This window comes from Salibaculum halophilum, from assembly GCF_002094885.1.
In the GTDB taxonomy this organism is placed as follows: Bacteria; Pseudomonadota; Alphaproteobacteria; order Rhodobacterales; family Rhodobacteraceae; genus Salibaculum; species Salibaculum halophilum.
In genome coordinates this window covers 245,553-269,764 of sequence record NZ_MSIT01000002.1, presented here as the reverse complement: position 1 = coordinate 269,764, position 24,212 = coordinate 245,553, and the positions used below count along the sequence as shown (strand labels likewise).

Genomic DNA, 24,212 nt, shown 5'->3' with positions numbered 1-24,212 from the left:
GCGGACCTGCGCCCCTCTCCTGTTACCCGTCTCACGCGCTCGGCGCCATCTCGCCCTCGTCATGGATCGGGCGCATCGTGGCGACAAGCTCGGCCACCTTGATCCCGAACTTGCGGAACTGGCTGCGATTCATGATCGTGCCATTGGGCATGAGATACATCCAGTCCACGGTGTCCAACTCGTGGCCGCCGGCGTCCTCGGTCAGCTTGATGCGGTATTTCAGCCGCACGGCCGAGCCCTGCTGCCGCCCCTCGCCCGTGCCGATCACGTCGGGCGCGGTTGCCCGGATGCGCCCGTCGTTGCCCAGCCTGAGGGTCCACTCCCGTTCCTGCCGGGTGCCGCTGTCGTAGTCGAAGACCTCGCGCAGGGTGCCGGCATCGCCGTCCCAATGGCCCTCGAAGCGGGCCACGAAGCGCGAGGCGACCCGCCCGGTGGGGCCGTAGATCACGCCCTCGCAGGCCAGCGGGCCGTTGAGCACGGCGCGGATATTGAACACCGGGCCGTCAGCGTAATCCTCGGGGCTCTGGGCGGTGAAACCGGCAAACCGGGCCTTGAGGATCATCAGCGCGACGACCGCCGCCGCCCCCAGCAGGATATGGAACGCAGTCATGTGGTTTCCTCCAGTTGAGTGGCCGCCAGAAGCGCGATCGCCACGAGTTTGAGCACCGACGGCACCAGCGCATAAAGCACCGTCAGCATGGCGAGGGCCGCCTCGGGCTGGGCCTCGGCCCCGGCGCGAAAGCCGGTCCATTCCAGCACGGGCAGCAGCACCGCCGCCGCCAACGCCAGGGTGAACTTGCTGACCAGCGACCACAGCCCGAAGCCCTGCCCGGCGTTGGGCGCGATGGCGGCCATGCGCCGGGCGAACATCGCCGGCAGCAGCGTCAGGTCGGCCCCGATCGTCGCCCCCGAGGCGATGCAGATCGCAGCAAAGGGCACGGTATCCCCGGCCCCCAGCATCAGCGTGAACCCGAAGGAGACCACCGCCAGCACCATGGCCGCCAGCAGCACGCGCCGCGCCCCGAAGCGCCGCGCCAGCGCGCCCCAACCGGGTGCCGAGGCGGCGGCGGCCAGGAAAAACAGCACCAAGAGCGGCCCCTCCCAGCCCGGCGCGTCCAGCCGGCTTTCCACGAAGAACAGAAACAGCGTCGAGGAGACCGCCAGCGGCGCGGCGTTGACCAACGCGAGGATCAGAAGACGCCGCGCGACGCGGTCCTGCAGGATCATCCCGATGCGCGCTGGCGGCGCGGCGTGGCCACGGTCGGACCATTCCGGCAGCATTGCCAGCGCCGCCAGCCCCGCCGCCAGCGCAAAGCCCCAGGCAAAGACCGCGTAGGGCCCGGCCACCACCCCGGTCAGCAGCGTGGGCATGACCGCCGCCAGGCAGACCCCGAGCAGCGCCCCGGTTTCGCGCCAGGCGGCCAGTCGCACGTGCCCGCCCGTCAGGCCGTCGGCTTTGGCCACGCCCTGGGCGTAGAAGGTGATGGTCAGGAAACTGAAAGCGGTGAACAGCCCCGTGATCGTCAGCCCGAACCACCAGACCGGGGCGATGGGCGGGGCCACTGCGAAGAGGCCCAGCATCGACAGGCCCAGCAGCGCCGCGCCCAGCGTGGCCGCCCCCGGCCGCGCTCGGCGCAGCCGCTCGCTGACCCAGCCCAGCGCCGGGTCCTGCACCACGTCCAGCAGCCGCAACCCGAAGAGCACCGCCCCCAGCAGCGCGAGGCTGACGCCGTAATTGTCGGCATAAAACTTGGGTGCGTAGATATAGATCGGCAGCCCCGCGCCCGACAGCACGGCGGCAAAGCCCGCATAGGCGGGCAGCCTCTGGGTCAGCGCCGTCATCGGCTGACCTCCTCGGCGGGCGGGTCCGGGCGCGGGCGATAGCCGGCCCCCTTCCACCACAGCTTGAGCGCCTGCCAGTGGATCAGCGCCAGAACACGGCGCGACCCGAACGGCCGGCGCAGCAGCGCCCGCAGGATCGCGGCGTTGGTCAGCGGCTGGCGCGGCCCTGCCAGCGTCGCCACCAATCCGTCGTCCCCATCGGCGAAGTCGATGCGGATGGCGACCCGGTCCTCGGTGATCTTGAAATTGAAGCGATAGCCACCGCCGATGTCCTGAAATGGCGAGACATGAAACACCTTGCGCGCTTGCAGCGTGTCGGCGGGCCGGATTTCGCGCTGATCGTCGTGATGGCACAGGTAGGAATGCCGGTCGCCGAAGGTATTGCTGACCTCGGCGATCACGCAGGTCAGCGCGCCCTGCGCGTCATGGCACAGCCAGAAGCTGACCGGGTTGAAGACATGGCCCAGGACGCGCGGTTGCGCCAGAAGCGCGATCCGCGTCGGCTGGGCCAGGCCATGTTGGCCCAGCACCTCGCGCACCCAGGCAGGCCCTTGGCCATTGTGCGGCGGGCCGCCGTGATCGCGGTCGCGCAGGGCCATCACTCCCCGCCCGTTTCGCGCGAAAAGCGCGGGATGGGCGGGGGCCGCCGCCTCGGCATCGACCAGCACGTAGTCGATGCCGTAGACAAAGGCGTTCGAAACCGCGCCCTTGCGGCCGTGCCACGTCTCGCCGGATATGTGCTCGACCCGCGTCACTCGGCCGCCAGACGCGCCGCGGTATTTGCGCGGATGCCCGCGACAACCTCCATCGCCGAGGCAAGGCCGTCTTCGTGAAAGCCGTCCTTCATCCAGGCGCCGCAGAACCACGTGTGGTTCTCGCCGTTGATCCGGGCGCAGGTCCGCTGCGCTTCCAGCGCCGTCAGGTCATAGACAGGGTGGTGCAGCGTCGTGGTATCCCAGATCAGGTCCTCGCGGATCGGGCGGTCCGTGTTCAGTGTCACGAACAGAGGGTCTTCCAACCAGCTTTGCAACGAGTTCATCCAGTAGGTCAGGTCGATCTTCTCGGTGCGCCGGTCGGGCGCCTCGGTATAGTTCCACGACGACCAGACCGCGCGCCGGCGCGGCATGACCGACGCGTCGGAGTGCAGCACCACGGTGTTGGGCTGGTAGCGGAACCGGCCGACGCTGGCGCGCTCGGCCTCGGTCGGGTCGGCCAGCATGGCAAAGGACTGGTCCGAATGACTCGCGAAAACGACCTCGTCGAAGGCTTCCCAGTCCGCGCCCTCGGTCTTGATCTCCACGCCGGTGTCCGTGCGCCGGACGGCATCGACCGGACAGCCCAGACGCATCGCCACGCCCCGCTGGGCCATGGCATGGCCCAGTCGGCTGACGTATTCCTGACTGCCGCCCTTCACCGTGTACCACTGGTGCTGGCCGGTCACGCCCAGCAGCGCATGGTTGCGAAAGAACGTCATCATGGCATGGGCGGGAAAATCGAGGATCTTTTCCTTGGGGGTCGACCAGATCGCGCCCGACAGCGGCAGGATATAGTAATCGCGGAACCACGCCCCGGTGCCGAGACGGTCGAGCAGGCCGCCGACGGTCAGGTCGCGCTCCTGCGCCAGCTCCAGCCCGCGCGCATTGAACCGCATCACGTCACGGCACATGCGCAGAAAGGCCGGACGCAGCGCGTTGCGCCGCTGGGCAAAGACCGCGCCCAGTGATTTCAACCCGTATTCGAACCGCCCGCCGTTCACCGAGGCGCCAAAGCTCATGTCCGATTCGATCACCGGAACGTCCAGTTCATCGAAGAGCGCCGCGAGATGCGGGTAGTTGGCATAGTTGAAGACGATGAACCCGGTATCCACCGGCTGATCGCCACGCGGCCCGGCCATGCGCGTGCGGGCATGGCCGCCAAGGCGCGGTTCCGCCTCGAACAGGACGACCCGGTTATCGCGGGCCAGCTCGTGCGCAGCCCCCATGCCGGATATACCGGCACCAACCACGGCAATTCTCGGCTGGCGGCGCGAACTTGGTTGAGAGGACATTTCGTCTCCGTCGTGTCTGGGCTTTCTCGAATAATACGGCAGCCCCGGAAAGATGGATTGATAAACCGGTCCGAACCGGGTGAAAACATTTTTGATCCGGGCCCCGATACCGCGCGTAGTCATGGCATGTTGACCGAGACCAGCGCCCTGACGAATGCGGATGCACACCGGCGTGCAGCCCCCTATGCTGCCGCCCATGTGATGCAGGCAACAAGGACGATGGCCAAGGTGACACAATCAGGACCGGGAACACCGGGGTCGGCCGACAGGATGGCGTGGGTCGCCCACGTCGAGGCGATCCGCGACAGGAAGGATCAGGCGGCCTTTGCCGAGATTTTCGGGCATTTCGCCCCGCGGGTTAAAGCTTTCCTGATGAAATCGGGGACAAGCCCGGAGTTGGCAGAGGAATGCACGCAGGAGGTAATGACGACGCTCTGGCGCAAGGCGCACATGTTTGATCCGGCCAAGGCCAGCGTTTCGACCTGGATCTTCACGGTCGCCCGGAACCGCAAGATCGACATCCTGCGCAAGGAACGCCGCCCCGAGCCCGACGACCTGCCCTGGGGCCCCGAGGCCGAACCCGAGCAGGAAGAGGTCATGGTGATCCAGCAGGAGACGCGCAAACTGGGCGAGGCCCTCGCCGACCTGCCCGACAAACAGAAGGATCTGATCTTCAAGGCCTATTACGGCGAGTTGTCGCACAGCGAGATCGCCGAGCAGACCGGCCTGCCCTTGGGGACGATCAAATCGAGGATACGGCTGGCGCTGGACCGCCTGCGCCGCCAGATGACGTAGAGTTGAGAACATGCAGCAAGAGATCACCCACCACCTGAACGATGCCCTGCTGATGGGCTATTCCGCGGGCGTACTGCCCGAGGCGTTCAACCTAATTGTCGCCGCTCACGTCTCGATGTGCGACGAGTGCCGCGCCCGGCTGGCCGAATTCGATGCCGTCGGCGGCGAGGTCGTCGCCACGGGCGAGACCGCGGAGATGGCCCCCGACAGCTTGGCCCGCACGCTTGCCGCCATCGCCGAAGCCCCCGCCGATGCGGACGACGCGGAAGAGCGGCGTCAGGCACAGGCCGCCCCCGGCAGCGTGCCGCGCCCGGTGCGCGATTATATCGGCGGCGACCTGGATGCGGTGAAATGGCGCCGCGTGGGCGGCGGCGTCCGCCAGGCGGTTCTGCCGACCTCGGCCGATGCCTCGGCGCGACTGCTGCACATTCCCGCCGGTTGCGCCGTGCCCGACCACGGCCACGCTGGTACGGAGTTGACGCTCGTGCTGCAGGGGGCCTTCCGCGACGAGACCGACCGGTTCGGCGCGGGCGATGTCGAGGTCGCCGACGCGGACCTGGATCACCAACCGGTGGCCGAAGAGGGTGAAGATTGCATTTGCCTGGCCGCTACCGACGCGCCGCTGAAGTTCAACAGCATGCTGCCCCGGCTGGCGCAACCGTTCCTGCGCATCTGACCGGCCAAGACAGGTTCAGCGCGGTTGAGTCATCCAAGTGATACCGATCCGCGCGCCCGAAGCCGGGGCCCACGCGCCAGTGCCGTCGCCGTTAAGTGTCACGGCAGTAGTGCCCCACTCCAGGGCATACCCCGCCTCGGTCGTACGGATCGGCGAAGGCGGGGTCATGCCGCCAAGGCACAGACCGCTCGCGGCCGCGCAGTTGACAACTGGCGCCGAGGCCGGCGGTTCATCCACGCCGGACTGAAAGAAAACGAGAAGCTCCTGATCGGGCGCCAGCATGTGCGCCGGGGCCATGGGGTCTTCCACGCCGCCGACCACGGTGTCGGTGCAGCCTGCGGCCATGGTTAGGACGATGACTGTTACCATTGCCCGCATGTCGTGCCTTCTGCGCTGTCTGGCTTCAAAAAGGCTAGCCGACCGCGGCAATCGCCGCAAGCCTAAGGATCCGGGCGCGCCAAGGGCACGACACCCGTGGCGGCGCGGTCCTCGGGGGCGACCTCCTCGAAATCAAAGTTGTTCAGCCGCCCGGCCCGCTTGCCCGCACGCTCAGCGGCGGTGTTGATCGCGTCGAGGTCCTTGCGGGCCTGCCCGAAATGGGTGTTGAGCTTGTCCACCCGTTCGACGACCAGCTCGACGTCGCGGTGCAGCTGGCCCAGCGTCTTGCGGATCGCGCCGGCCTGTTCACGCATCCGCGCATCCTTGAGGATCGCGCGCATGGTGTTGAGCGTGGCCATGCAGGTCGTCGGCGACACGATCCAGACCCGCGCGGCAAAGCCCTCGCGCACGACCTCGGGGAAATTGGCGTGCAGTTCGGCGTAGACCGCCTCGGAGGGCAGGAACATCAGCGCACCATCGGCCGTCTCGCCGTCGATGATGTAGCGGTCGGCGATGTCCTTGATGTGCTTGCGCACCGCCACGCGCAGCGCCTTGCCGGCCTCGGTCGCCTCGCTGTTGGTGCTGGCCCGGCGCAACGCCTCGTAGGCCTCCAGCGGGAACTTGCTGTCGATGGCAATCGGCCCCGGCGGGTTGGGCAGGTGGATCAGGCAGTCGGCGCGCTTGCCGTTCGACAGGGTTGCCTGCAGCGTGAAACTGTCGGCGGGCAGCGCCTTGCCGACGATGTCGGTCAGCTGGATTTCCCCGAAGGCCCCGCGCGTCTGCTTGTTCGACAGGATGTCCTGCAATGACAACACGTCGCCGGACAGCTTGGTGATGTTCTCCTGCGCCTTGTCGATGGTCTGCAACCGCTGTTGCAACTCGCCCAGCGATTGCGCCGTATTGCGCGCGGTGCTCGATAGGTTCTGGTTCATCGCCTCGGTCACCGAGGCCAGGCGCTGTTCCATCAGGTTCAGCGTCTTCTGCTGCTGCGCCGCCTGGGTTTCGGACACCGCGTTCAATCCGCCGAAAAGCTGCTGCTGACCGTCGGCAAGCGACTGCACCCGGGAATTTACCCCGCCCATCTGGGCCGCAAGATCGGCCGCCGTCCGGGCCGCCTGCCCGGTGCGGCGCACGGCCGCGATGAGCAGCCAGAGCACCATCAGAACCAGCACGGCCCCGCCAGCCACCCCGAGCACGACGGGATCGTCCAGCGCGTAGGTGGTGCCGCCGATTTCGATCATGACCGCCCGAAAAGCCGTTCGATATCGGCCAGTTGCAGTTCCACGTAGGTGGGCCGTCCGTGGTTGCACTGGCCCGACAGCGGCGTTTCCTCCATCTCGCGCAGCAGCGCGTTCATCTCTTCGGCCTGCATCCGGCGCCCCGACCGAACCGAGCCGTGACAGGCCACGCGCGACAGGATCGCGTCCAGCCTGTCCTGCACAAGGTCACTGCTGCCCTGATCGGCCAGTTCGTCCAGGATATCGCCAAGCAGCGCCTTGCAGTTCACCTCGCCCAGCAGCGCCGGGGTCTCGCGCACGGCCACGGCGCCGCCGCCGAAAGGCTCAATCGTCAGGCCGAAACGGGCCAGGGCCGCGGCATGGGTCAGCAGCAGGTCTGCATCGCCCGGCGACATCTCGACGATCTCGGGGATCAGCAGCGCCTGAGCGGCCACGCCAGTGTCGGCCATCTGCCGCTTGAGCCTTTCGTAGACCAGCCGTTCATGCGCGGCGTGCTGATCGACGATGACCATGCCGGTCTCGGTCTGGGCGACGATGTAGTTTTCGTGCACCTGCGCCCGCGCCGCGCCCAGCGGGCAGGCCTGCAGCGCGGCCCCGTCGTCGCTGTCGCCGCCCGGCTCGACCCGGGCCGAGTAGTCCTGCGCCATCTCAGCAAAACCGGGGGCCTGGGCGGCGTGGCTCGCCGCGCGCGCCTCGGGCGACGGTCGGTCCATCTGGTAGACACGCGCCCCGGCCGGTTCGGGCCGGGCCGCGCCCAGGGCCGCCTCCGCGACGGTCGAGGACGACCGGTGCCCGGCCTCGGCCAGCGCGTGGCGCAGGGCCGAGACGATCAGCCCGCGCACGGTGCCCGGATCGCGGAACCTGACTTCCGATTTCGCCGGATGCACGTTCACGTCAACGCGCGTCGGGTCCACCTCGATGAAGAGGCAGGCGGCCGGGTGGCGGTCGCGCGACAGCGTGTCCGAATAGGCCGCCCGCAGCGCCCCGATCAGCAGCTTGTCGCGCACCGGGCGGCCGTTGACGAAAAGGAACTGCTGCACCGCAGCGCCGCGCGAATAGGTCGGCAGCGCAGCAAAACCTGTAAGCTGCACGCCCTCGCGCTCCGCCTCGATGGGGATGGCGTTCGAGGTGAACTCCTTGCCCAGAACGCCGCGCAGGCGGGCCTCGAGCGCGGTAAACAGATCGCCGGTCTGCGCATCGGCGCGGAAGGTGACCCTGTCCTTGCCGCCCGAGACGTCGCGCAGGACGACCCCGACCTGCGGCTCGGCCATGGCCAGCCGTTTGACCACATCGCCGATCGCCTGCATTTCCGCGCGGTCGGTGCGCAGGAACTTCAGCCGCGCGGGCGTGGCGAAGAACAGATCGCGCAGCTCGACCACCGTGCCGCCGGTCAGGGCCGCGGGGCGGACCTGTTCGGCGGCACCGCCGGAGACCGACACCTCAGCCCCCTCCTGGCCCGCGGCGCGGCTGCGGATCATCAGCCGCCCCGCCGCCGCCAGCGAGGGCAGCGCCTCGCCGCGGAACCCGAAGGACTGGATGTTCAGAAGGTCCGCGCCGTCGATCTTGGAGGTCGCGTGCCGCGCCAGCGCAAGCGGCAGATCGGCCCGCGACATGCCCCGTCCGTCGTCGCTGACCCGGATCAGCGTCTTGCCGCCGTCGGCCACCTCGATCTCGATCCGGGTGGCCTGCGCGTCCAGCGCGTTCTCGACCAGTTCCTTGACCGCCGAGGCGGGCCGCTCCACGACCTCTCCGGCCGCGATCCGGTTGATCGCGGCCTCGTCCAGCTGACGGATCACGGGGTGATCGTCGCTCATGTTGCGGTCATGCGCCGTCATGCCCCAAGGGGTAGCACGACTTGCGCCGATTCTGACAGGGCAAATCGCCCGACGCCGGGGGCTTTACTCGACGCCCTCGGGCTGGCCGACCACCACGAAATGCAACGCCTCGGGGGCTAGCAACTCGGCCGCCACGCGGTTGATCTCCTCCAGCGTCACGGCCTCGATATAGCCGTTGCGGTTCTCGACGTAGTCCGGCGGAAGATCAGTGGCCTGCATGCCCGCGAGGATGCCGGCGATCGCGGCGTTGCCGTCGAAGCGCAGCGGGTAGGCCCCGGTCAGATAGGTCTTGGCCTCGGCCAGTTCCTCGGCGGTGACGCCCTCGTCGGCCATGCGCGCCCATTCATCGCGGATCACCGCGATGGCCTGGGCGATGCGGTCGTTGGCCGAGGCGACGTTGCCAAGGTAGAGCGCCGCGTGATCCTTGGGCACCAAGTAGGTCGAGACGCCATAGGTCAGGCCACGCTTCTCGCGGACCTCTTCCATCAGGCGGCTTTGCACGCCGCGCCCGCCCAGGATTTCGTTGAGGATATAGGCCGCGAAGAAATCCTCGTCGTCGCGGGCCAGCCCCCGGTGGCCGAACAGTGCCACCGACTGCGGCGTCTCGAAGTCCACCACTGTCGTGCCGCCGTCCAGCGCGAACCCGGCCGGGCCGGGCCGCGCTGGGCCCTCGGCGGGCAGGTTGCCCAGCAGATCGTCCAGCAGCGGGCCGAGCGCGGAGGGCGTGATGTCACCCGCCGCACCGACATGCACCCGGCTGCGCACCAGCGCATTGCGGTGGGCCGTCACGATATCATCACGGGTCAGGCCGGTCACGCTCTCGGCGGTGCCACTGACGGGCGATCCGTAGGGATGGTCCCCGAAGGCCTCTCGGTCAAAGGTGCGGCCGGCGATGCTGTTTGGATCGGTCGCATTGCTGCGGATGCCCGACAGAACCTGCCCGCGCACCCGGTCGAGCGCGTCCTGGTCGAACCGCGGCTCAGTCAGCGCCTTGCGCAGCAGGTCGACCGCGGCGTCGCGGTTCTCGGTCAGGAAACGGGCGGTGATGACAACGCTGTCGTCGCGGGTGTCGAACCCGAAGCTCGCCGCCAGCCCCTCGCGTGCGGTCTGGAATTGCCGGGCGTCCATGTCGCCGGCGCCTTCTTCCAGCAGGCCCATCATCAGGTTGGTCGCGCCGCGCTTGCCGGGCTGGTCGAGCGTGGCGCCGCCGTCGATGATGATCTCCAGCGCGACAAAGGGGATGGCAGGTTCCGCGACCAGCCAGGCGTCGATGCCGCCGGGCGAGGTGACCTGCTCGATATCGATCTCGGCGCGGGCCGTGAGCGGGGCAAGCAGCAGCGCCAGTATCAGGGCAAGACGTTTCATTGCAGCACCTCCCGGTCGGGCACGACCCAGCCAGTGACGGACCGGTCGCGGCTTAGAACCTCGCGCGCCGCCGCCATGATGTCCTCCTCGGTGACCGATTGCAGGACCTCGGGCCAGGCCTGAACATCCGCAACCGTCAGGCCCTGCGTCAGGGCGGCGCCATAGCGGCGCGCCAGCCCCTGCACGTTGTCGCGGGCGTAGATCTGGCTGGCCCGCAACTGGGTGCGCAGGCGCTCCAGCCGGTCGGCGTCGATGCCGGTGTCCAGGAACTCCGCGATGGCCGCGTCCATGGCATCCTCGGCCTCTTGCAGGGTCACGCCCGGCTCGGGCACCACGGTCAGCCCGAATGTCGTATCGTCCAGCGACCGGCCGCTGTAGTAGGCCGAGGTATAGACGGCCGTCTGGCTGTCGAACTGCAGCGCGACTGCCAGCGTCGAATTGAAGGACGATCCGCCCAGAAGCTCGGCCAGGTAGGTCAGCGCCGCGGCCTTGTCCTGTGCCCCGCTATCACGTTCCGGGGCGAGGTAGCTGCGGGTCAGGTAGGGCTGCGACACCCGCGGGTCCTCGAAGACAAGGCGGCGCGCGGCGCTCTGCGGGGGTTCCTGCGGGCGGGCGCGCTCTGGCAGGTCCGGTTCCCGCGGGATCGTGCCATAGTTTTCCCGCGCAAGCGCGACGACCTCGTCGGGCTCGACGTCACCGGCCACGACGAGGACGGCGTTATTGGGCGAATAGTAAAGGTCGTAGAAATCCAGCGCATCCTGCATGCCCAGTTGCTCCATCTCGTGCTTCCAGCCGATGATGGGCACGCCGTAGCCATGGTTGAGGTATTGCGCCGCGCGCATTTGTTCACGGGCCAGGGCGTTGGGTGAATTCTCGACCCGCTGGTTGCGTTCTTCGAGGATCACGCCGCGCTCGGTCGTGATGTCCTCTTCGGTGACGGCAAGGTTGGTCATCCGGTCCGCCTCAAGGCGCATCATCAGCGACAGGCGGTCGGCGGCGACACGCTGGAAATAGGCGGTGTAATCGTAGCTGGTGAAGGCGTTGTCGCTGCCCCCCTGCGCGGCGACGATGTCGCCGAATTCGCCCGGCTCCATGGTCTCGGTGCCCTTGAACATCAGGTGTTCGAGAAAATGCGCAATCCCCGAGGACGCCGGCGGCTCATCCGCCGATCCGGCCCGGTACCACAGCATGTGGACCGCGACCGGGGCGCGGTGATCCTCGATCACGACGACTTCAAGGCCGTTGTCGAGCGTCGTGGTCGTGACCTCGTCCGCGTGCAGGGCCGATGTCAGGCCCAGAGCTACCGCGAGTGCCGCCAGAAAACGCATGTCACCTCCGATGGACTATCCGCGCCGACAAATTACGCCGCCGACGGGGCTGTTCAAGGGACCATACGCGGATGTGAGCGGACGGGGGCGTTACCGCGCAGGCGGGGCGCTGGGCACCGCAACGCCCGCATCGCGAAAGCGGGCGAGTTCAGAATAGGCGTCGAGCGCCTGGCCCGAATAGGCGCGGAAATACCTGTCGCCGCGCGCGAAGACCCCGCCGAAGCGGCTGCGGCGGTCGCGCAACGCCCGGTCCTCGGCGGCCAGCGTGGCGCGGATATCCGGGGCGACGCCGTTGCGCGTGGCATAGCTCACCAGCGCAGTATCGCCGGCCGGAATGCCACCGGCCACCGAAGCGCCCGGATTGCCGCCCAGCGCGGCCACGGCCTCGGCGCGCGGGTCGCGGTCGGTGCGGTTGGCACCGCCGGGGGTGGGGGCCGGCAGGGTCGACAGATCATCGGGAATATCCAGCGGGGCCGAGGGGTTGACGGCGAACTCGTCCGGCCCGTCGCCGCCCGCCTCGAGGTTGCGCAGACCGTCGTCGCCGCCGCAAGCGGTCAAGGCTGTCAGCACCAGAATGGCAATGATCGTCCTGGCCATTGTCGTCGTTCCCGAATAACCCTTTGCACCGGGTTGTAACGCAGCCCGCCGCCCGCGTCACGCGCTCTTGTTGTCGGGCGCGAAGAGGACAAGCCCCACGGCCCCGACGAAGATCGCGATATCGGCCACGTTGAAGGCATAGGGGTTGGTGATCCCGCAGCACGACATGTTCAGGAAATCCGCCACCGCGCCATAGAGCACACGATCCAGCGCGTTGCCCAGCGCGCCGCCCACCAGCAGCCCCGCACCGAACATGGCCGGGCGCCCGGGCCGTTCGCGGTTCATCCACCACAGCACGAAAAGCGACACCGCCAGGGCGACCCCCACCAGCACCCAGCGCAGGTCCAGCCCGCCGAACAGACCGAAGTTGATGCCCCGGTTCCAGGCCATTGTCAGCACCAAGTAGGGCTCGACCACCTCGACCCGCGGAAGATACGGCAGCCCGGCCGCGTTGCCCGTGACCTGCGACCAGTCCAGCCGGAAAACCCGGAAGATGACCAGAAGCTTGAGCGCCTGATCGACCAGGAAGGTCACGGCGGCAGTGATGGCCAGCAGGCGCATGGCGGTGCCTTTCCTAGTGCCGGAAGTGGCGCATGCCGGTGAAGACCATGGCCAGGCCGGCCTCGTCGGCAGCGGCGATGACGGCGTCGTCGCGCATCGACCCGCCGGGCTGGATCACGGTGGTGGCCCCGGCGGACACGGCCTCCAGCAGGCCGTCGGCGAATGGAAAGAAGGCGTCCGAGGCCACGGCCGCCCCCTTGGTCAGCGGCTCGGGCAGATCCAGCGCCTCGGCCATTCGCTCGGCCTTCTTCGCGGCGATCAGGGCGCTGTCCAGCCGGCTCATCTGGCCCGCACCGATGCCCACGGTCGCGCCGTCCTTTGCGTAGACGATGGCGTTGGACTTGACGTGCTTGGCCACAGTCCAAGCAAAGCGCAGATCGGCCATCTCATCGGCCGTGGGCGCGCGGGTCGTCACCGTTTTCAGATCGTCCCCAGACACCTGTCCGGTGTCGCGGTCCTGCACCAGCATCCCGCCGGCCACCTGCCGATAAGCGACGCCCGCCGAGGTCGGGTCGGGCAGGCCCCCGGTGGTGAGCAGCCGCAGGTTGGTCTTGGCCGCGAAAACCGCCCGCGCGGCCTCGGTCGCGGCGGGGGCGATGACGACCTCGGTGAAGATGCCGGTGATGGCCTTTGCCGTCTCCTCGTCCAGCTCCGTGTTCAGGGCGACGATACCGCCGAAGGCGCTGGTCCGGTCGCAATCGAAGGCCTTGCGGTAGGCCTCTTGCAGGGTCGCGCCGCGCGCCACGCCGCAGGGGTTGGCATGCTTGACGATGGCGCAGGCCGGCCCGCTGGCGGGGTCGAATTCCGCGACCAGTTCGAAGGCGGCGTCGGTGTCGTTGATGTTGTTGTAGGACAGCGCCTTGCCCTGGTGCTGCTCGGCGGTGGCAACGCCCGGCCGGCCCGTGCCGTCGGTGTAGAAGGCCGCTGTCTGGTGCGGGTTCTCGCCATAGCGCATGGTCTGGGCCAGCGTCCCGGCAAAGGCGCGGCGGCGCGGGATCTCCTGCCCGGTCGCGCCCGCCATCCATGTGCTGACGGCCGCGTCATAGGCCGCCGTCCGGGCATAGGCGATCTGCGCCCGGCGCTGTCGGAAGGCGTAAGACGTCCGGCCGTCATGCGCCGCAAGCTCGGCCAGCAGCGCGTCGTAATCGGCGACATCCACCACGGTGGTGACGAAGGCATGGTTCTTGGCCGCCGCGCGGATCATCGCCGGGCCGCCGATGTCGATGTTCTCGACCATCTCGTCATAGCCCGCACCGCGCGCGAGCGCCGCCTCGAAGGGGTAGAGGTTGACCACCAGAAGGTCGATGCCGCCGATGCCGTGCGCATCCATCGCCGCCACATGCGCCGCGTTGTCCCGCTGCGCCAGCAACCCGCCGTGGACCATGGGGTGCAGGGTCTTGACCCGGCCGTCCATCATTTCGGGAAAGCCCGTCACCTCGGCGACGTCGCGCACCGTCAGGCCGGCCTCGCGCAGCGCCGTTGCCGATCCGCCCGTCGAAAGAAGTTCCACGCCCCTGTCGGCCAGCGCCCGGCCCAGGTCCACCAGGCCGGTCTTGTCGGAAACGGAAAGCAGCGCGCGGCGCACTGGCTGGTCGTCGGTCATCAAGGTCTCCCGCGGGGCAAGTCTAGTCGGGTCCGTCGGCAAAGGTGCCGGGCAGGCGGTCTTCCAGGTCACGTACCGCCAGCGGCGTGTCCTGCGCCTTGGCCAGCGACCAGCGGACGCGCGTCGAATAGGACATTGCGCGGCCGGATAAAACCACTTGTTGCGTCGCACGCGGGCGCAGCCGCCCGTATTCGAGGTAGACCGACGGCTTGAGATCCAGCGTGTCGGCCCCGTCCTGCCGGAACACCCATATCTCGCCTGATTTCAGCGTCAGCGACACCGCCGCCCCACCCAGGTCGATCTCGGCCTCGACCTCGGGATGCATATGGAAATGCAGCGCCCAGGGCACGCCCTGCAGGCTGTTACGGTCAAGTGCCGCGTCGAAAACCGGCTGATCGCGGTCCGCTAGGATGGTCAGCAGGTCCTCGCCCGCAAGGCCGCGGCCGTCGCTGCTCAGGTCCAGGGTGCGCACGTGGGTCAGCCCGTGGCTGCGGCGATAGCCGTCATGCGCCGCGGCCAGGCGCAAACCGTCGGCAAGACCGGTGAATTCCGAGCGCACGTCACCGGGGACATCGTCCAGCGGCTCGGCGCCGTCACGCGCGGTCCGGCTGATCCGCGACGAGGAATAGCCCTCGAGCACGAGGGTGGAATGGCTGGGCGTGGCGCGCCCGGCCCGGCGCCACTCGGGGCCGAAGCTGCGCCCCGAGCCGCAGTTGACAATGATGGGCCGCCGCCCCGAGGTCAGCTCGAAGGCCAGCGTCGCGGCATGGGCGTCGCGTGAGGCCGCTCCGGCGGGCGGGCTGGCCGCGTCCATCACCACGGTCGTCCGCCCCCCGCTCAACCGACCATACCCCATGTAGAGCCGCCGCTCGGGTCTGTCGCGATTGCCCGCGGCAACCAGGGCCTGGTCCAGCCAGCCCTCCAACCCGCGGCCGCCGCCATGGAACCGCGCCAGCCCGCCATCGGCATGTCGCAGTGCGCGCAGGGTGGGCGCGATCCGGGCGATGGCCGACATTAGGGTCTCTGGCAGGGCCCGGTCGGCACTTGTGAGGGCCGACTGAACCCATGTCAGCAGCGAAAGGATGTGCAGCAATTCCTCGGGGTTGCGCGAGGGGATGCTGCCGTCGGGGCCGATCTGCACCTTGCAGTCATAAGCCAGCGCCGCCACCGCTGGCGCGACACGGCCCTCCATGCCCTGCAAGGACAGGCCGGCATGAATCACACCGGCCAGCGCCTCGAAACGGGGCAGACCGGGGCGCGCGACCCTCCAGCGCCGCGACAGGAAAATCGTCTGCCGCGCGGCGGACCGGTAGTAGGCTTCGGCCGCCGCCTTGTCCTGCGCGCGCAGCAGGAACAGCCCGTGCGTGATCCAGCGGATCATGCGCCGCCCGGCGACGTCCGGCGCCCAGCCAGGACCCACGCCCTTGCCGTAGCGCGCGATCCACTCGGCCAGCCAGGCTTGCGCGGTCGTCCGCGCCCGCGCGTCGCCCACAGCCGCGAGGTCATCAAGCCAGGTGAAGCCCTGTACCAGCTCCGGCCCCTGCGGCACCTCCTCGGCGGCTTCCCAGATCGAGCGGCCCCTGGCCTCGACCAGTTCACCGTGGATCAGGAAATTGCCCGCCAGCAACTGCCGGCCGCGCGCGAAATGGCCGATCACCTTGGGTTCCGGCGAGGACACGAAGCCGGTCGCGGGGCGCGCCCGCGTCGCCAGACGGGCGTGCAGCCTGTCCATGCGCGTGACATGGCCCGAACGGGGTCTGGGGGTCCTGCTGGCCAATCCTGCCGCCTCGAAAACCGGGTGCGTTCCGCATCTTCTGTGACCCCGGCTTATACAGGCTGGTGCGGATCAAGTCACGCGGGCTTTCGCAGGCCACACATGTAAAAGCCGTCCATCCCGCCCCGGTCGGCCCAGTGATCGGGCCGCAGGCGCAGCCCGCCCGAGGCGCTGTGCCAGTCAGGGTCTAGCCCTGGCAGATCGACGGCCGCGACCGCCAGACCCGCGTGCCGCGCCAGCGCCGCCTCGACCTGCACCTCGCCTTCGTCGGGTAACAGGCTGCAGGTGCAATAGACCAGTCGCCCGCCGGGCCGCAGCAGGGCCAGCGCCCGGTCGATCAGCGCCGATTGAAGCGCGAAAAGCTGCGCGAAGTCCGACCCGTCCTTCGCGTGCGGCAGGTCCGGGTGGCGGCGTATCGTGCCGGTCGCCGAACACGGCGCGTCCAAGAGGACCGCATCGAAGGCGCCGGCATCGAAGGTCAGGGCATCGGCGACGACGATCTCGGCCGTTAGCCCGGTGCGCTTCAGGTTCTGCCGCAGCCGCCCCATCCGCCCTTCGGAGATATCCAGCGCGGTCACATCGGCCCCGGTCGCGGCCAGTTGCAGGGTCTTGCCGCCGGGCGCGGCGCAGAGGTCCAGCACCCGCTCGCCCGGCTGCGCGGCCAGCATCCGCGCGGGCAGCGCGGCGGCGGCATCCTGCACCCACCAGTCGCCCGCGTCGTACCCCGGCAGGCCTGTGACTTGCCGGCCCGCCGCCAGCCGCACCGTGCCCGTAGGCAGGACCGTGCCGCCCACCTGCCCTGCCACCGCTTGCGGATCGGCCCTGGCTGTCAGGTCCAGCGGCGCGCCCGCGAAATGAACCCGTTCGATATCCGCGACCACCTCCGGGCCGTAGGCCTCTTTCAGCGGCACGCGAAGCCATTTCGGCAGGCGCGGCACCGCCAGCTTGTCCCAGCCGCCGGGCAGGTCGGCGGCGACCTTGCGCAGCACGGCGTTGACCAGCCCTTTCATCCCGGCGGTGCGCTTGGTCATCCCGACCATTGCGACGGCGGCATTGACGACACCATGCGCCGCCGCGCCGCCGGCCAGTTCGACCGTGGACAGGCGCAGGATGTTGCGCACATGAAGCGGCGGTGTCTTCTGCAGGAAACGCGCCAGCATCCGGTCGGCGCGCGGCAGGCCGCGCAGGGTCTCAATGGCCAGGCGTTGGGCGCGGGCGCGATCCTCGGGGCCGAGGTGATCCAGCGCGCCCTCGGCCAGTATCTCGGACAGCGGGCGCTGGTCGCCCGTCACTTGATCGAGCAGAAACAGCGCCGCGCGGCGGGCCGGCACGCCTTGGTGCGAGGTTGTTTCGGACATGACGCCCCCTTGGCCGATGGATCGCTGCGGCCTATATCAGCCGCATCGACGCGACAAGGCCATGATCATGAGCGACACCCCGACCGACCTGCCCCCTGCCGCCAAACGCGCCCTGGCCGAGGCCGAGGCGCGCCGCAAGGCCGCCACGCCCGAGGCACACCCCGTCGAACTGGGCGGCCGCGACGGCCCGGAACCGGTGCGCTACGGCGACTGGGAAAAGAAGGGGATCGCCTACGATTTCTAGCGCAGGCTGAAGGTGGCCTGCCGCCCGTCGCCGCGATCGACGGTAAACCGGATGCGCTCGCCGCCCTGCTGTTCGACAAGCTGGCAGTTGTAGGGGATGGGCGTTCCCGACCAGTCCATCTCGCGGCAGAAATAGCCGTCGCGCCAGGCCCAGGTGCCGGTTACGTCCGACCCCAGGGCCGACCCTTCGATGGTGCCTTCGGCGTCGACGCGCAGCCTCACCCCGAAAAAACCCAGGCGCAATTGCTTGTCGGCGACCAGATCGATAAACCTCTCGCGGTCCTCAACACGGTCGAACGCCGCCGCCGCCTCGGTTGAAAACGCCAGTCCCGCGGCCAAGACGATCGCACGCATAGTGGCCTCCTCTAACAGTCCACTTCAGCTACGCACAGCGGGACACTCCGGATCAGTCGGCCAGCCCCAGCACGTCGATCATGTCGTAGTCGCCGGGCTTGCGGTCCTGCCCCCAGAGCGCCGCGCGCAGCGCCCCCTTGGCGAAAAGGCGCCGGTCGCTGGCGACGTGGCGCAGCACGATCCGTTCGCCCGGCCCGGCGAATAGAACGTCGTGTTCGCCCACGATGTCGCCGCCACGCACCGCCGAAAACCCGATGTCGCCGCGCCTGCGGACGCCGGTCATGCCGTCGCGCGCCCGGTCAGAAACCTCCGTCAGGTCGCGCCCACGCCCCTTAGCGGCGGCCTCGCCCAGCATCAGCGCGGTGCCCGAGGGCGCGTCGACCTTGCGGTTGTGATGCGCCTCGATCACCTCGATGTCGAAATCCTCGTCCAGCGCGGCGGCGACCCGTTTGGTCAGCTGCACCAGCAGGTTCACCCCCAACGACATGTTGCCCGCGCGAACGATCACCGCATGGCGCGCGGCCCGGCTGAGCCGGGCCAGGTCGTCCTCGGACAGCCCCGTGGTGCCGATGACGTGAACGGCCCGGGCCTGCGCGGCCAAGTCGGCAAACTCCACGGTCGCGGCCGGCGCGGTGAAATCGATCACTGCCTGCGCCCGGGCGAAGGCCGCGACCGGGTCGTCACTGACCGTCACCCCCAGCGGCTGGCCACCCATGGCCGCGCCCACGTCCTGCCCGATCCAGTCATGGCCGGGGCGTTCGAGCGCGCCGACCAGCTTGCAGGCCGGCGCGGCGGCCACCGTCTCGACCAGCATCCGGCCCATGCGGCCGGAGGCACCTGTGATCACGATCCCCGGTGTGTCGGTCATTGCTGCTGTCCTTCCGTTACGTTCGCACCCCGCGGCTGCCACTGCGCTTGGCATCCCTTTGCCGACCCCTTACATGGGCGACATGGCAAAGAACAAGTTACAAGGCGAGTCCGGTCCGTCGCAGCGGCAGCTGCGCGTCGGCGAACTGATCCGGCGGACCCTGTCCGACGTGCTGATGCGCGGCGAATTGCACGACCCCGACCTGACGCGCCTGTCGATCACCGTGGGTGAGGTCCGGGTCAGCCCCGATCTGCGCGTCGCCACCGCCTATGTCCTGCCGCTGGGCGGCGACGGCGCCGAGGCGGCGGTGCAGGGCCTGGCGCGGCACCAGGGCGAGCTGCGCCACGTCCTGGGCAAGCAGCTCACACTCAAGAACGTGCCTGAGTTGCGCTTCCGCGTGGACGACACATTCGAACGCATGGACCGCACCCGCGAGATATTCGCCGACGAGAAGGTGCGCCGGGACCTCGACGACTGATGCGCGGGCTGCTGGGCCTGCTGATGCTCTGGGCCGGCCCGCTGGCGGCGGTGGACTGCCGCGAGGTCACCCACCTGAACCAGGCCTTCACCGTCTGCGAGGTGGACCCGGCCCGCGACGAACTGCGCCTGTTCCTGCGCGATGACGTGGGCGACATCCTCGGCAGTTTCCGAGCGGTCGAACGGCACGCGGGCCGCCCCCTCGCCTTTGCCATGAACGCCGGCATGTACCACGACGACCGCCGCCCCGTTGGCCATTTCATCGAGGACGGGCAGGAGGAAACGCGCGTGATCGAGGGCCCGGGGCCGGGCAACTTCGGCCTGCTGCCCAACGGCGTGTTCTGCATCACCCGCGACCGCGCCCGCGTGATCGAGACCCGCGCCTACCAGGCCGACCGCCCCGCCTGCCGCCACGCCACCCAGTCCGGCCCCCTGCTGGTGCGCAACGGCGCGCTGCACCCGCGGCTGATCCCCGACGGCACCTCGCGGCACATCCGCAACGGCGTCGGCACCAGCGCAAGCGGCGATCGCGCGGTCTTCGCCATTTCGCAGGCGCCGGTCAATTTCCACGATTTCGCCACGCTGTTTCGCGACCGGCTCGGCCTTGGGAACGCGCTCTATCTCGACGGCAAGGTCAGCCGCCTGCACGCGCCACAACTGGGGCGCAGCGATTTCGGCCTGCGGATGGGGCCGATCGTCGGCGTCCTCGCCCCGGTTGACGGCGACGGCAGCGCGGACTAATCCGCGCGCTCTCATCGGGATCGGAGGCGTGCCATGGGGCGCAAACGCAAGGGCCGCGACATTTCCGGCTGGCTGGTGGTCGACAAACCCGCCGGGATCACCTCGACCGCCGTGGTGAACAAGGTACGGTGGGCCTTCGACGCGAAAAAGGCCGGCCATGCCGGCACGCTCGACCCGGCGGCAACCGGCGTGCTGGCCGTCGCCCTTGGCGAGGCAACGAAGACCGTTCCCTACATCACCGATGCGCTCAAGGGCTATACCTTCACGGTGCGGCTGGGGCAGGCCACCAATACTGACGACGCCGAGGGCGAAGTGACCGGGGCCCGCGATGCGCGCCCGACCGATGCCGCGATCAAGCAGGCGCTGGGCAGCTTCGTCGGCGAGATCCTCCAGGTCCCGCCCGCCTATTCCGCCGTCAAGATCGACGGGCAGCGCGCCTACAAGCGCGCCCGCGACGGCGAGGATTTCGAGATCGCCGCCCGGCCGCTCTGGGTCGAGGAACTGTTGCTGGTCGATCGCCCCGATGCCGACCACGCGGTGCTGGAAATGACCTGCGGCAAGGGCGGCTACGTCCGCGCCATCGCTCGCGACCTCGGGCAGGCGCTGGGCTGTCTCGGCCACGTCACCGACCTGCGCCGGACCTGGTCCGGCCCATTCGTGGCCGAGGACGGGGTCGGCATGGACCTGCTGGACGAAAAGGCCAAGTCGAGGGAGCTGGACGAATACCTGCGCCCGCTGGAAGACGGGCTCGACGAACTGCCCCGCGTCCACTGCCCCGAAGCCAGCATCGCGCGGCTGCGCAACGGCAACCCGGCGATGGTCATCGGCGACGTGGAGTACGGCGACGAATGCTGGGCCGCCCACGGCGACGAGGCGATTGCCGTCGGCGTGTTCAAGGCCGGCGAATTGCACCCCGCGCGGGTTTTCGTGCGCGGCTGACGGGGCGGCGGGCGGGGCGCATTTGCCGGGCTGGCCCGGCAAACAGCGGCGTCCGGCGGCCCGCCCTTCCCTTCTGCGGCTCAACGCGGCAAAATCAGGGCCATGATCACCCGCACTCACACCAAGGGCGATGCGCCCTCCACCGCGGTCTATTCCGATTGCGAACGCTATCGTTATGCCCTCACCCGCGTCTGGGATCCGGCGGGCGAAAGGGCGCTGTTCGTCATGCTCAACCCTTCGACGGCAACCGAGGTGCAGAACGACCCCACCGTTGAACGCTGCGAGCGACGGGCCCGCACGCTGGGCTTCGGCGGCTTTCGCGTGACCAACATCTTCGCCTGGCGCGACACCGACCCGAGGAAGATGCGCGCCGCGCCCGATCCGGTGGGGCCGGAAAACGACACGGCCATCCGCGCGGGCGCGGACTGGGCCGACCGGGTCATCTGCGCCTGGGGCAGCCACGGCGCCCATCTCGCCCGCGGCGCCGCGGTCGAGGCGCTTCTGCGGGCCACCGGGGCGCCGCTCGAGCACCTGGGGCTGACCAAGCACGGCCATCCGCGGCATCCCTTGTACATCGCCTACACGCGGACCCCCGAACCCTGGACGTGATCCCCGGATTAACCCTGTGTTCACTTTGGCCACTCCCGGCTTGCGAAAAAATGTTAGAAGATTTGCGAAGATTGCGACGCGATGTCGCGACGGTGAATGGCCGGGATCGTGGAAACCGGTTTCCTGCGAAAGGGTTCGGGCATGTTTTCCTTGCTGGGTCTCATGGGGATCGCGCTGGCCGGTTCGGCGTTTGTCGACATGCCGTGGCAGACCGGCACCGACGAGGGCGCCGATACCGACGGGGCACCTGACCCGGAGCACGAGGTTGCCGCCCCCCCGGCACCGCCAATCGAGGGCGGCGATGGCGCGGACGAGCTCTATGGCGGTGATGGCAGCGACTCGATCACCGGCCTCGGGGGCGACGACTACATCGACGGCCGCGAAGGCGACGACACGATCGAGGGCGGACAGGGCGCGGATTCGCTGCACGGTCACGACGGTGCCGACGATCTGTCGGGCGGCGACGGCGCGGATGCGCTTTTCGGCGATCTCGGCGATGACTGGCTCGACGGCGGTGGTGGCGATGACGCGCTGACCGGCGGCGCGGGCGCGGATGTGCTGCACGGCGGCGGCGGCGCGGATTCCCTGCTGGGTGGCTTCGACGGTGACACCCTGATCGGCGGCGCGGGCGAGGATGTCCTGCATGGTGGCGACGGGGACGATCGCGTCGACGGTGTCGCCGACGAGCAGACCGCCGCACGCGACTATCTCAACGGCGGGGCCGGGCAGGATCACGTGACCGGCGGCGACGGCGATGTCCTGGATGGCGGCAGCGGCAGTGATACCCTCGAGATCATGGGCACGGATGTGACCGTCATGGATTACAACCCCGCCGAGGACAGCCTGATCCTGCACACCAGCGGGCCCGAGACGACGCTGTCCAGCACCGTGACGGACGAGGGTGTCGTCGTTCTGGCCGACGGCGAGCCGCTGGCCCTGCTGCGGGGGATGGACGCTGTCGACCTCGACGCCATCACGGTCCAGCCCGCGTAGGCCCGCCGAATCCCTTTGCAAAGCACCGCGGTCGCGCCTATACGCGCCCCAGCGATGGTCGGGTGCCCGGCACCCGACCCCGCCCCTCCATGGGCCTTGTCTGGACGACATCCCGGCTTGCGCCTTGACACATTCTTGAACAGGAGATCCCGATGTCGATTACCGCCGAAGAGAAATCCCGGATTTTGAAGGAATTCGCCACGAAAGAGGGCGACACCGGATCGCCCGAGGTGCAGATCGCGATCCTGACCTCGCGCATCAGCACGCTGACCGAACACTTCAAGACCCACAAGAAGGACAACCACGGCCGCCGTGGCCTTCTCAAGATGGTGGCCCAGCGCCGCAAGCTGCTGGACTACCTGCGCGGCAAGGAAGAGGCCCGCTATCGCGACCTCATCAAGCGGCTCGGCATCCGCCGCTGAACCTGCCGCGATGACCATCGTAAACGCCCGTGCAGAACTGCGCGGGCGTTTTGCGTCGGGGCCACTGACGGGTCCGCGCTGACACGCCGATCCCACCGTGCGCCCGCTGAAGCCGCCTGGTCAGCCGGGGCTGCGCCGTCGCCATGCGAACCCGATCAGCCCGCCGGCGATCAGCAGGCCGCCCAGCAACCGGCCCACCCGGACGGGCGCCATGTTGGAACGGTTGACCACACCGGTCCGGGAGGGGGCGTCGGGCATCACCCAGACCTCGATCGTGTCGCCCACGGACCAGTCATCGTGGTTGTTGGCGCCGATCGTCACACCGCGCGCGTGGTGTGTCTGTCCCGCCAGATCGAAGCTGTAATCGGCCGAGAAATGGGCCGAATCGGTGCCGATCATGTCTGCGTGCAGGGCCTCGATCCGCGCCTGCAGGCGCAGACCGTCACGGGCGATGCGCGCCTCGTCGGCGGCGCGCCAGCTCATGAGGACGATCAGCGCGATCCCCGCCGGGACGAGCCAGAGGAAATCGCGGGCTGTCATGTTGCCGCTTGCCATGTCCGCCGCACCGAAATGGACCAACCGGGGGGGCATGCCCCCCGGAAGCCTGTGTCACTTGCAGTAGCTGTAGCGCACCGTGCACATACCAGGCGCGGCCCCGAAGCAGTGCTGCGCGGCAAAGGCAACGGCCTGGTCGTTCGTCTCCGCGGCCCCGACGCCGAACCAGTAGCCCCCATCGCGGTAGTCGGCGAGCGCCTGGCAGCGCGTCTGCACCGGGCGTTCGGCGATGCGGCAATCACCGCTGGCGCAGTTGTTCAGCGCGGTCCGCTGGGCGTCCTGAACGGTGGCACCGCGGCCGTGGCCCCAGGTGCCCTGCATGTCGAGCGCAAAGGCCATGTAGTCGCCGCTGTCCTGTGCGCGCGCCGGACCGGCCTCACCGACGATGCCCGCGACGAGGGCAAGCCCTGCAACGACCAGGCCGGCCTTGCCATGCGGGGTTTGAAAAACGGGTCTCATCTCTGCCTCCTTTGAAAAGGTTGCAACCGCGGCGTGGTGGTGGGAGTCTTTCCGCCCATCGCGCCAGAGCCCAATGGTCCGCCGTGCGCCGTCCCGCGGCGCCGAGCGTGGACTTGGGACCTTGGGGCCGGGTAACAGACGACCGGGGCCCGAGC

The 24,212-nt window shown here is 69.0% G+C and carries 27 protein-coding genes; 9 read left to right on the top strand and 18 right to left on the bottom strand.

What is annotated here, in order from left to right:
• Positions 1 to 31: 31 nt before the first annotated feature.
• The 4 genes from BU124_RS02785 to BU124_RS02770 are packed head-to-tail and all read right to left on the bottom strand — an operon-like array spanning position 32 to position 3,889.
• The gene (locus BU124_RS02785; protein ID WP_084860918.1) at positions 32 to 610 is read right to left on the bottom strand and encodes a DUF3833 domain-containing protein; all 579 of its coding nucleotides are present in this window, start codon (positions 608 to 610) and stop codon (positions 32 to 34) included.
• Positions 607 to 1,842 (bottom strand): MFS transporter, encoded by a 1,236-nt coding sequence (locus BU124_RS02780; protein WP_084860917.1) that lies wholly within the window; start codon positions 1,840 to 1,842, stop codon positions 607 to 609. Before BU124_RS02780 ends, BU124_RS02785 begins: the two co-directional genes overlap by 4 nt.
• The gene (locus tag BU124_RS02775) at positions 1,839 to 2,597 is read right to left on the bottom strand and encodes a DUF1365 domain-containing protein (protein ID WP_084860916.1); all 759 of its coding nucleotides are present in this window, start codon (positions 2,595 to 2,597) and stop codon (positions 1,839 to 1,841) included. The genes BU124_RS02780 and BU124_RS02775 overlap by 4 nt, the downstream gene beginning before the upstream one ends.
• Positions 2,594 to 3,889 (bottom strand): NAD(P)/FAD-dependent oxidoreductase, encoded by a 1,296-nt coding sequence (locus tag BU124_RS02770; RefSeq protein WP_084860915.1) that lies wholly within the window; start codon positions 3,887 to 3,889, stop codon positions 2,594 to 2,596. The genes BU124_RS02775 and BU124_RS02770 overlap by 4 nt, the downstream gene beginning before the upstream one ends.
• 126 nt (positions 3,890 to 4,015) lie before the next feature.
• On the opposite strand from BU124_RS02770, the gene BU124_RS02765 reads away from it, so the two are divergent.
• Together BU124_RS02765 and BU124_RS02760 are read left to right on the top strand one after the other, a co-directional pair.
• On the top strand, positions 4,016 to 4,684 hold the full coding sequence (locus tag BU124_RS02765) for a sigma-70 family RNA polymerase sigma factor (RefSeq protein WP_084860954.1): 669 nt from the start codon (positions 4,016 to 4,018) through the stop codon (positions 4,682 to 4,684).
• A gap of 10 nt (positions 4,685 to 4,694) precedes the next feature.
• Positions 4,695 to 5,360 carry a ChrR family anti-sigma-E factor gene (locus tag BU124_RS02760; protein WP_084860914.1) on the top strand — a complete coding sequence of 222 codons (666 nt, stop codon included), beginning with the start codon at positions 4,695 to 4,697 and terminating at the stop codon, positions 5,358 to 5,360.
• A 15-nt stretch (positions 5,361 to 5,375) separates the two neighbouring features.
• On the opposite strand, the gene BU124_RS02755 is transcribed toward BU124_RS02760, so the two are convergent.
• The 10 genes from BU124_RS02755 to BU124_RS02710 form a co-directional block, all read right to left on the bottom strand.
• Complete coding sequence (locus tag BU124_RS02755) at positions 5,376 to 5,738, bottom strand: hypothetical protein (protein WP_084860913.1); 363 nt, start codon at positions 5,736 to 5,738, stop codon at positions 5,376 to 5,378.
• 62 nt (positions 5,739 to 5,800) lie between these two features.
• Complete coding sequence (locus BU124_RS02750) at positions 5,801 to 6,979, bottom strand: DNA recombination protein RmuC (RefSeq protein WP_084860912.1); 1,179 nt, start codon at positions 6,977 to 6,979, stop codon at positions 5,801 to 5,803.
• Complete coding sequence (mutL, locus tag BU124_RS02745) at positions 6,976 to 8,811, bottom strand: DNA mismatch repair endonuclease MutL (protein ID WP_084860911.1); 1,836 nt, start codon at positions 8,809 to 8,811, stop codon at positions 6,976 to 6,978. The genes BU124_RS02750 and mutL overlap by 4 nt, the downstream gene beginning before the upstream one ends.
• A gap of 63 nt (positions 8,812 to 8,874) precedes the next feature.
• Positions 8,875 to 10,176 carry a M16 family metallopeptidase gene (locus BU124_RS02740; RefSeq protein ID WP_084860910.1) on the bottom strand — a complete coding sequence of 434 codons (1,302 nt, stop codon included), beginning with the start codon at positions 10,174 to 10,176 and terminating at the stop codon, positions 8,875 to 8,877.
• Positions 10,173 to 11,504, bottom strand: coding sequence for a M16 family metallopeptidase (locus BU124_RS02735; protein ID WP_084860909.1), 1,332 nt, complete (start codon positions 11,502 to 11,504; stop codon positions 10,173 to 10,175). Before BU124_RS02735 ends, BU124_RS02740 begins: the two co-directional genes overlap by 4 nt.
• Positions 11,505 to 11,594: 90 nt before the next feature.
• Positions 11,595 to 12,101 carry a DUF3035 domain-containing protein gene (locus BU124_RS02730; protein ID WP_084860908.1) on the bottom strand — a complete coding sequence of 169 codons (507 nt, stop codon included), beginning with the start codon at positions 12,099 to 12,101 and terminating at the stop codon, positions 11,595 to 11,597.
• A gap of 57 nt (positions 12,102 to 12,158) precedes the next feature.
• Complete coding sequence (locus tag BU124_RS02725; protein ID WP_084860907.1) at positions 12,159 to 12,662, bottom strand: signal peptidase II; 504 nt, start codon at positions 12,660 to 12,662, stop codon at positions 12,159 to 12,161.
• Between the two features lie 13 nt (positions 12,663 to 12,675).
• Positions 12,676 to 14,265: a bifunctional phosphoribosylaminoimidazolecarboxamide formyltransferase/IMP cyclohydrolase gene (gene purH, locus BU124_RS02720; protein WP_084860906.1), complete on the bottom strand. Its 1,590-nt coding sequence runs from the start codon at positions 14,263 to 14,265 to the stop codon at positions 12,676 to 12,678.
• A 22-nt stretch (positions 14,266 to 14,287) separates the two neighbouring features.
• Positions 14,288 to 15,997 carry a heparinase II/III family protein gene (locus tag BU124_RS02715; RefSeq protein ID WP_084860905.1) on the bottom strand — a complete coding sequence of 570 codons (1,710 nt, stop codon included), beginning with the start codon at positions 15,995 to 15,997 and terminating at the stop codon, positions 14,288 to 14,290.
• 119 nt (positions 15,998 to 16,116) lie between these two features.
• Positions 16,117 to 17,397, bottom strand: coding sequence for an RsmB/NOP family class I SAM-dependent RNA methyltransferase (locus BU124_RS02710; RefSeq protein ID WP_084860904.1), 1,281 nt, complete (start codon positions 17,395 to 17,397; stop codon positions 16,117 to 16,119).
• Between the two features lie 67 nt (positions 17,398 to 17,464).
• On the opposite strand from BU124_RS02710, the gene BU124_RS02705 reads away from it, so the two are divergent.
• The gene (locus tag BU124_RS02705) at positions 17,465 to 17,641 is read left to right on the top strand and encodes a DUF1674 domain-containing protein (RefSeq protein ID WP_084860953.1); all 177 of its coding nucleotides are present in this window, start codon (positions 17,465 to 17,467) and stop codon (positions 17,639 to 17,641) included.
• Here the strand turns inward: BU124_RS02705 and BU124_RS02700 are convergent.
• Together BU124_RS02700 and dapB are read right to left on the bottom strand one after the other, a co-directional pair.
• Positions 17,638 to 17,994 carry a dihydrodipicolinate reductase gene (locus BU124_RS02700; RefSeq protein WP_084860903.1) on the bottom strand — a complete coding sequence of 119 codons (357 nt, stop codon included), beginning with the start codon at positions 17,992 to 17,994 and terminating at the stop codon, positions 17,638 to 17,640. The genes BU124_RS02705 and BU124_RS02700 overlap by 4 nt on opposite strands.
• A gap of 52 nt (positions 17,995 to 18,046) precedes the next feature.
• On the bottom strand, positions 18,047 to 18,862 hold the full coding sequence (gene dapB / locus BU124_RS02695; protein ID WP_084860902.1) for a 4-hydroxy-tetrahydrodipicolinate reductase: 816 nt from the start codon (positions 18,860 to 18,862) through the stop codon (positions 18,047 to 18,049).
• A gap of 82 nt (positions 18,863 to 18,944) precedes the next feature.
• Here dapB and rbfA point away from each other — a divergent pair, with 82 nt between their 5' ends.
• From rbfA to rpsO, 6 genes are all read left to right on the top strand, one after another.
• A complete protein-coding gene (rbfA, locus tag BU124_RS02690) occupies positions 18,945 to 19,340 on the top strand; it encodes a 30S ribosome-binding factor RbfA (RefSeq protein WP_084860952.1) in 396 nt (131 codons plus the stop codon).
• Positions 19,340 to 20,080 (top strand): phosphodiester glycosidase family protein, encoded by a 741-nt coding sequence (locus BU124_RS02685; protein WP_084860901.1) that lies wholly within the window; start codon positions 19,340 to 19,342, stop codon positions 20,078 to 20,080. The genes rbfA and BU124_RS02685 overlap by 1 nt, the downstream gene beginning before the upstream one ends.
• A gap of 33 nt (positions 20,081 to 20,113) precedes the next feature.
• Positions 20,114 to 21,019: a tRNA pseudouridine(55) synthase TruB gene (gene truB / locus BU124_RS02680; protein WP_084860900.1), complete on the top strand. Its 906-nt coding sequence runs from the start codon at positions 20,114 to 20,116 to the stop codon at positions 21,017 to 21,019.
• A 102-nt stretch (positions 21,020 to 21,121) separates the two neighbouring features.
• Positions 21,122 to 21,628 carry a DUF1643 domain-containing protein gene (locus BU124_RS02675; protein WP_084860899.1) on the top strand — a complete coding sequence of 169 codons (507 nt, stop codon included), beginning with the start codon at positions 21,122 to 21,124 and terminating at the stop codon, positions 21,626 to 21,628.
• A gap of 96 nt (positions 21,629 to 21,724) precedes the next feature.
• The gene (locus tag BU124_RS02670) at positions 21,725 to 22,621 is read left to right on the top strand and encodes a calcium-binding protein (protein ID WP_084860898.1); all 897 of its coding nucleotides are present in this window, start codon (positions 21,725 to 21,727) and stop codon (positions 22,619 to 22,621) included.
• 152 nt (positions 22,622 to 22,773) lie between these two features.
• Entirely contained in the window at positions 22,774 to 23,043 is a 270-nt protein-coding gene (rpsO, locus tag BU124_RS02665; protein ID WP_084860897.1) for a 30S ribosomal protein S15, read from the top strand.
• A gap of 120 nt (positions 23,044 to 23,163) precedes the next feature.
• Here the strand turns inward: rpsO and BU124_RS02660 are convergent, their stop codons facing one another.
• Together BU124_RS02660 and BU124_RS14725 are read right to left on the bottom strand one after the other, a co-directional pair.
• Positions 23,164 to 23,598: a DUF3592 domain-containing protein gene (locus BU124_RS02660; protein WP_179141854.1), complete on the bottom strand. Its 435-nt coding sequence runs from the start codon at positions 23,596 to 23,598 to the stop codon at positions 23,164 to 23,166.
• A gap of 54 nt (positions 23,599 to 23,652) precedes the next feature.
• Positions 23,653 to 24,057, bottom strand: coding sequence for a DUF4189 domain-containing protein (locus BU124_RS14725; protein ID WP_179141853.1), 405 nt, complete (start codon positions 24,055 to 24,057; stop codon positions 23,653 to 23,655).
• Positions 24,058 to 24,212: the final 155 nt, after the last annotated feature.

Coding starts and splice junctions, on each gene's coding strand:
- dapB (WP_084860902.1), bottom strand. CDS start 18,862: ATGACCGACACACCGGGGATCGTGATCACAGGTGCCTCCGGCCGCATG.
- BU124_RS02785 (WP_084860918.1), bottom strand. CDS start 610: ATGACTGCGTTCCATATCCTGCTGGGGGCGGCGGCGGTCGTCGCGCTG.
- BU124_RS02770 (WP_084860915.1), bottom strand. CDS start 3,889: ATGTCCTCTCAACCAAGTTCGCGCCGCCAGCCGAGAATTGCCGTGGTT.
- BU124_RS02675 (WP_084860899.1), top strand. CDS start 21,122: ATGATCACCCGCACTCACACCAAGGGCGATGCGCCCTCCACCGCGGTC.
- rbfA (WP_084860952.1), top strand. CDS start 18,945: ATGGCAAAGAACAAGTTACAAGGCGAGTCCGGTCCGTCGCAGCGGCAG.
- truB (WP_084860900.1), top strand. CDS start 20,114: ATGGGGCGCAAACGCAAGGGCCGCGACATTTCCGGCTGGCTGGTGGTC.
- BU124_RS02755 (WP_084860913.1), bottom strand. CDS start 5,738: ATGCGGGCAATGGTAACAGTCATCGTCCTAACCATGGCCGCAGGCTGC.
- BU124_RS02735 (WP_084860909.1), bottom strand. CDS start 11,504: ATGCGTTTTCTGGCGGCACTCGCGGTAGCTCTGGGCCTGACATCGGCC.
- BU124_RS14725 (WP_179141853.1), bottom strand. CDS start 24,057: ATGAGACCCGTTTTTCAAACCCCGCATGGCAAGGCCGGCCTGGTCGTT.
- BU124_RS02760 (WP_084860914.1), top strand. CDS start 4,695: ATGCAGCAAGAGATCACCCACCACCTGAACGATGCCCTGCTGATGGGC.
- BU124_RS02705 (WP_084860953.1), top strand. CDS start 17,465: ATGAGCGACACCCCGACCGACCTGCCCCCTGCCGCCAAACGCGCCCTG.
- purH (WP_084860906.1), bottom strand. CDS start 14,265: ATGACCGACGACCAGCCAGTGCGCCGCGCGCTGCTTTCCGTTTCCGAC.
- mutL (WP_084860911.1), bottom strand. CDS start 8,811: ATGACGGCGCATGACCGCAACATGAGCGACGATCACCCCGTGATCCGT.
- BU124_RS02670 (WP_084860898.1), top strand. CDS start 21,725: ATGGCCGGGATCGTGGAAACCGGTTTCCTGCGAAAGGGTTCGGGCATG.
- BU124_RS02725 (WP_084860907.1), bottom strand. CDS start 12,662: ATGCGCCTGCTGGCCATCACTGCCGCCGTGACCTTCCTGGTCGATCAG.
- BU124_RS02660 (WP_179141854.1), bottom strand. CDS start 23,598: ATGGCAAGCGGCAACATGACAGCCCGCGATTTCCTCTGGCTCGTCCCG.
- rpsO (WP_084860897.1), top strand. CDS start 22,774: ATGTCGATTACCGCCGAAGAGAAATCCCGGATTTTGAAGGAATTCGCC.
- BU124_RS02700 (WP_084860903.1), bottom strand. CDS start 17,994: ATGCGTGCGATCGTCTTGGCCGCGGGACTGGCGTTTTCAACCGAGGCG.
- BU124_RS02685 (WP_084860901.1), top strand. CDS start 19,340: ATGCGCGGGCTGCTGGGCCTGCTGATGCTCTGGGCCGGCCCGCTGGCG.
- BU124_RS02715 (WP_084860905.1), bottom strand. CDS start 15,997: ATGGACAGGCTGCACGCCCGTCTGGCGACGCGGGCGCGCCCCGCGACC.
- BU124_RS02765 (WP_084860954.1), top strand. CDS start 4,016: ATGTTGACCGAGACCAGCGCCCTGACGAATGCGGATGCACACCGGCGT.
- BU124_RS02730 (WP_084860908.1), bottom strand. CDS start 12,101: ATGGCCAGGACGATCATTGCCATTCTGGTGCTGACAGCCTTGACCGCT.
- BU124_RS02750 (WP_084860912.1), bottom strand. CDS start 6,979: ATGATCGAAATCGGCGGCACCACCTACGCGCTGGACGATCCCGTCGTG.
- BU124_RS02780 (WP_084860917.1), bottom strand. CDS start 1,842: ATGACGGCGCTGACCCAGAGGCTGCCCGCCTATGCGGGCTTTGCCGCC.
- BU124_RS02740 (WP_084860910.1), bottom strand. CDS start 10,176: ATGAAACGTCTTGCCCTGATACTGGCGCTGCTGCTTGCCCCGCTCACG.
- BU124_RS02710 (WP_084860904.1), bottom strand. CDS start 17,397: ATGTCCGAAACAACCTCGCACCAAGGCGTGCCGGCCCGCCGCGCGGCG.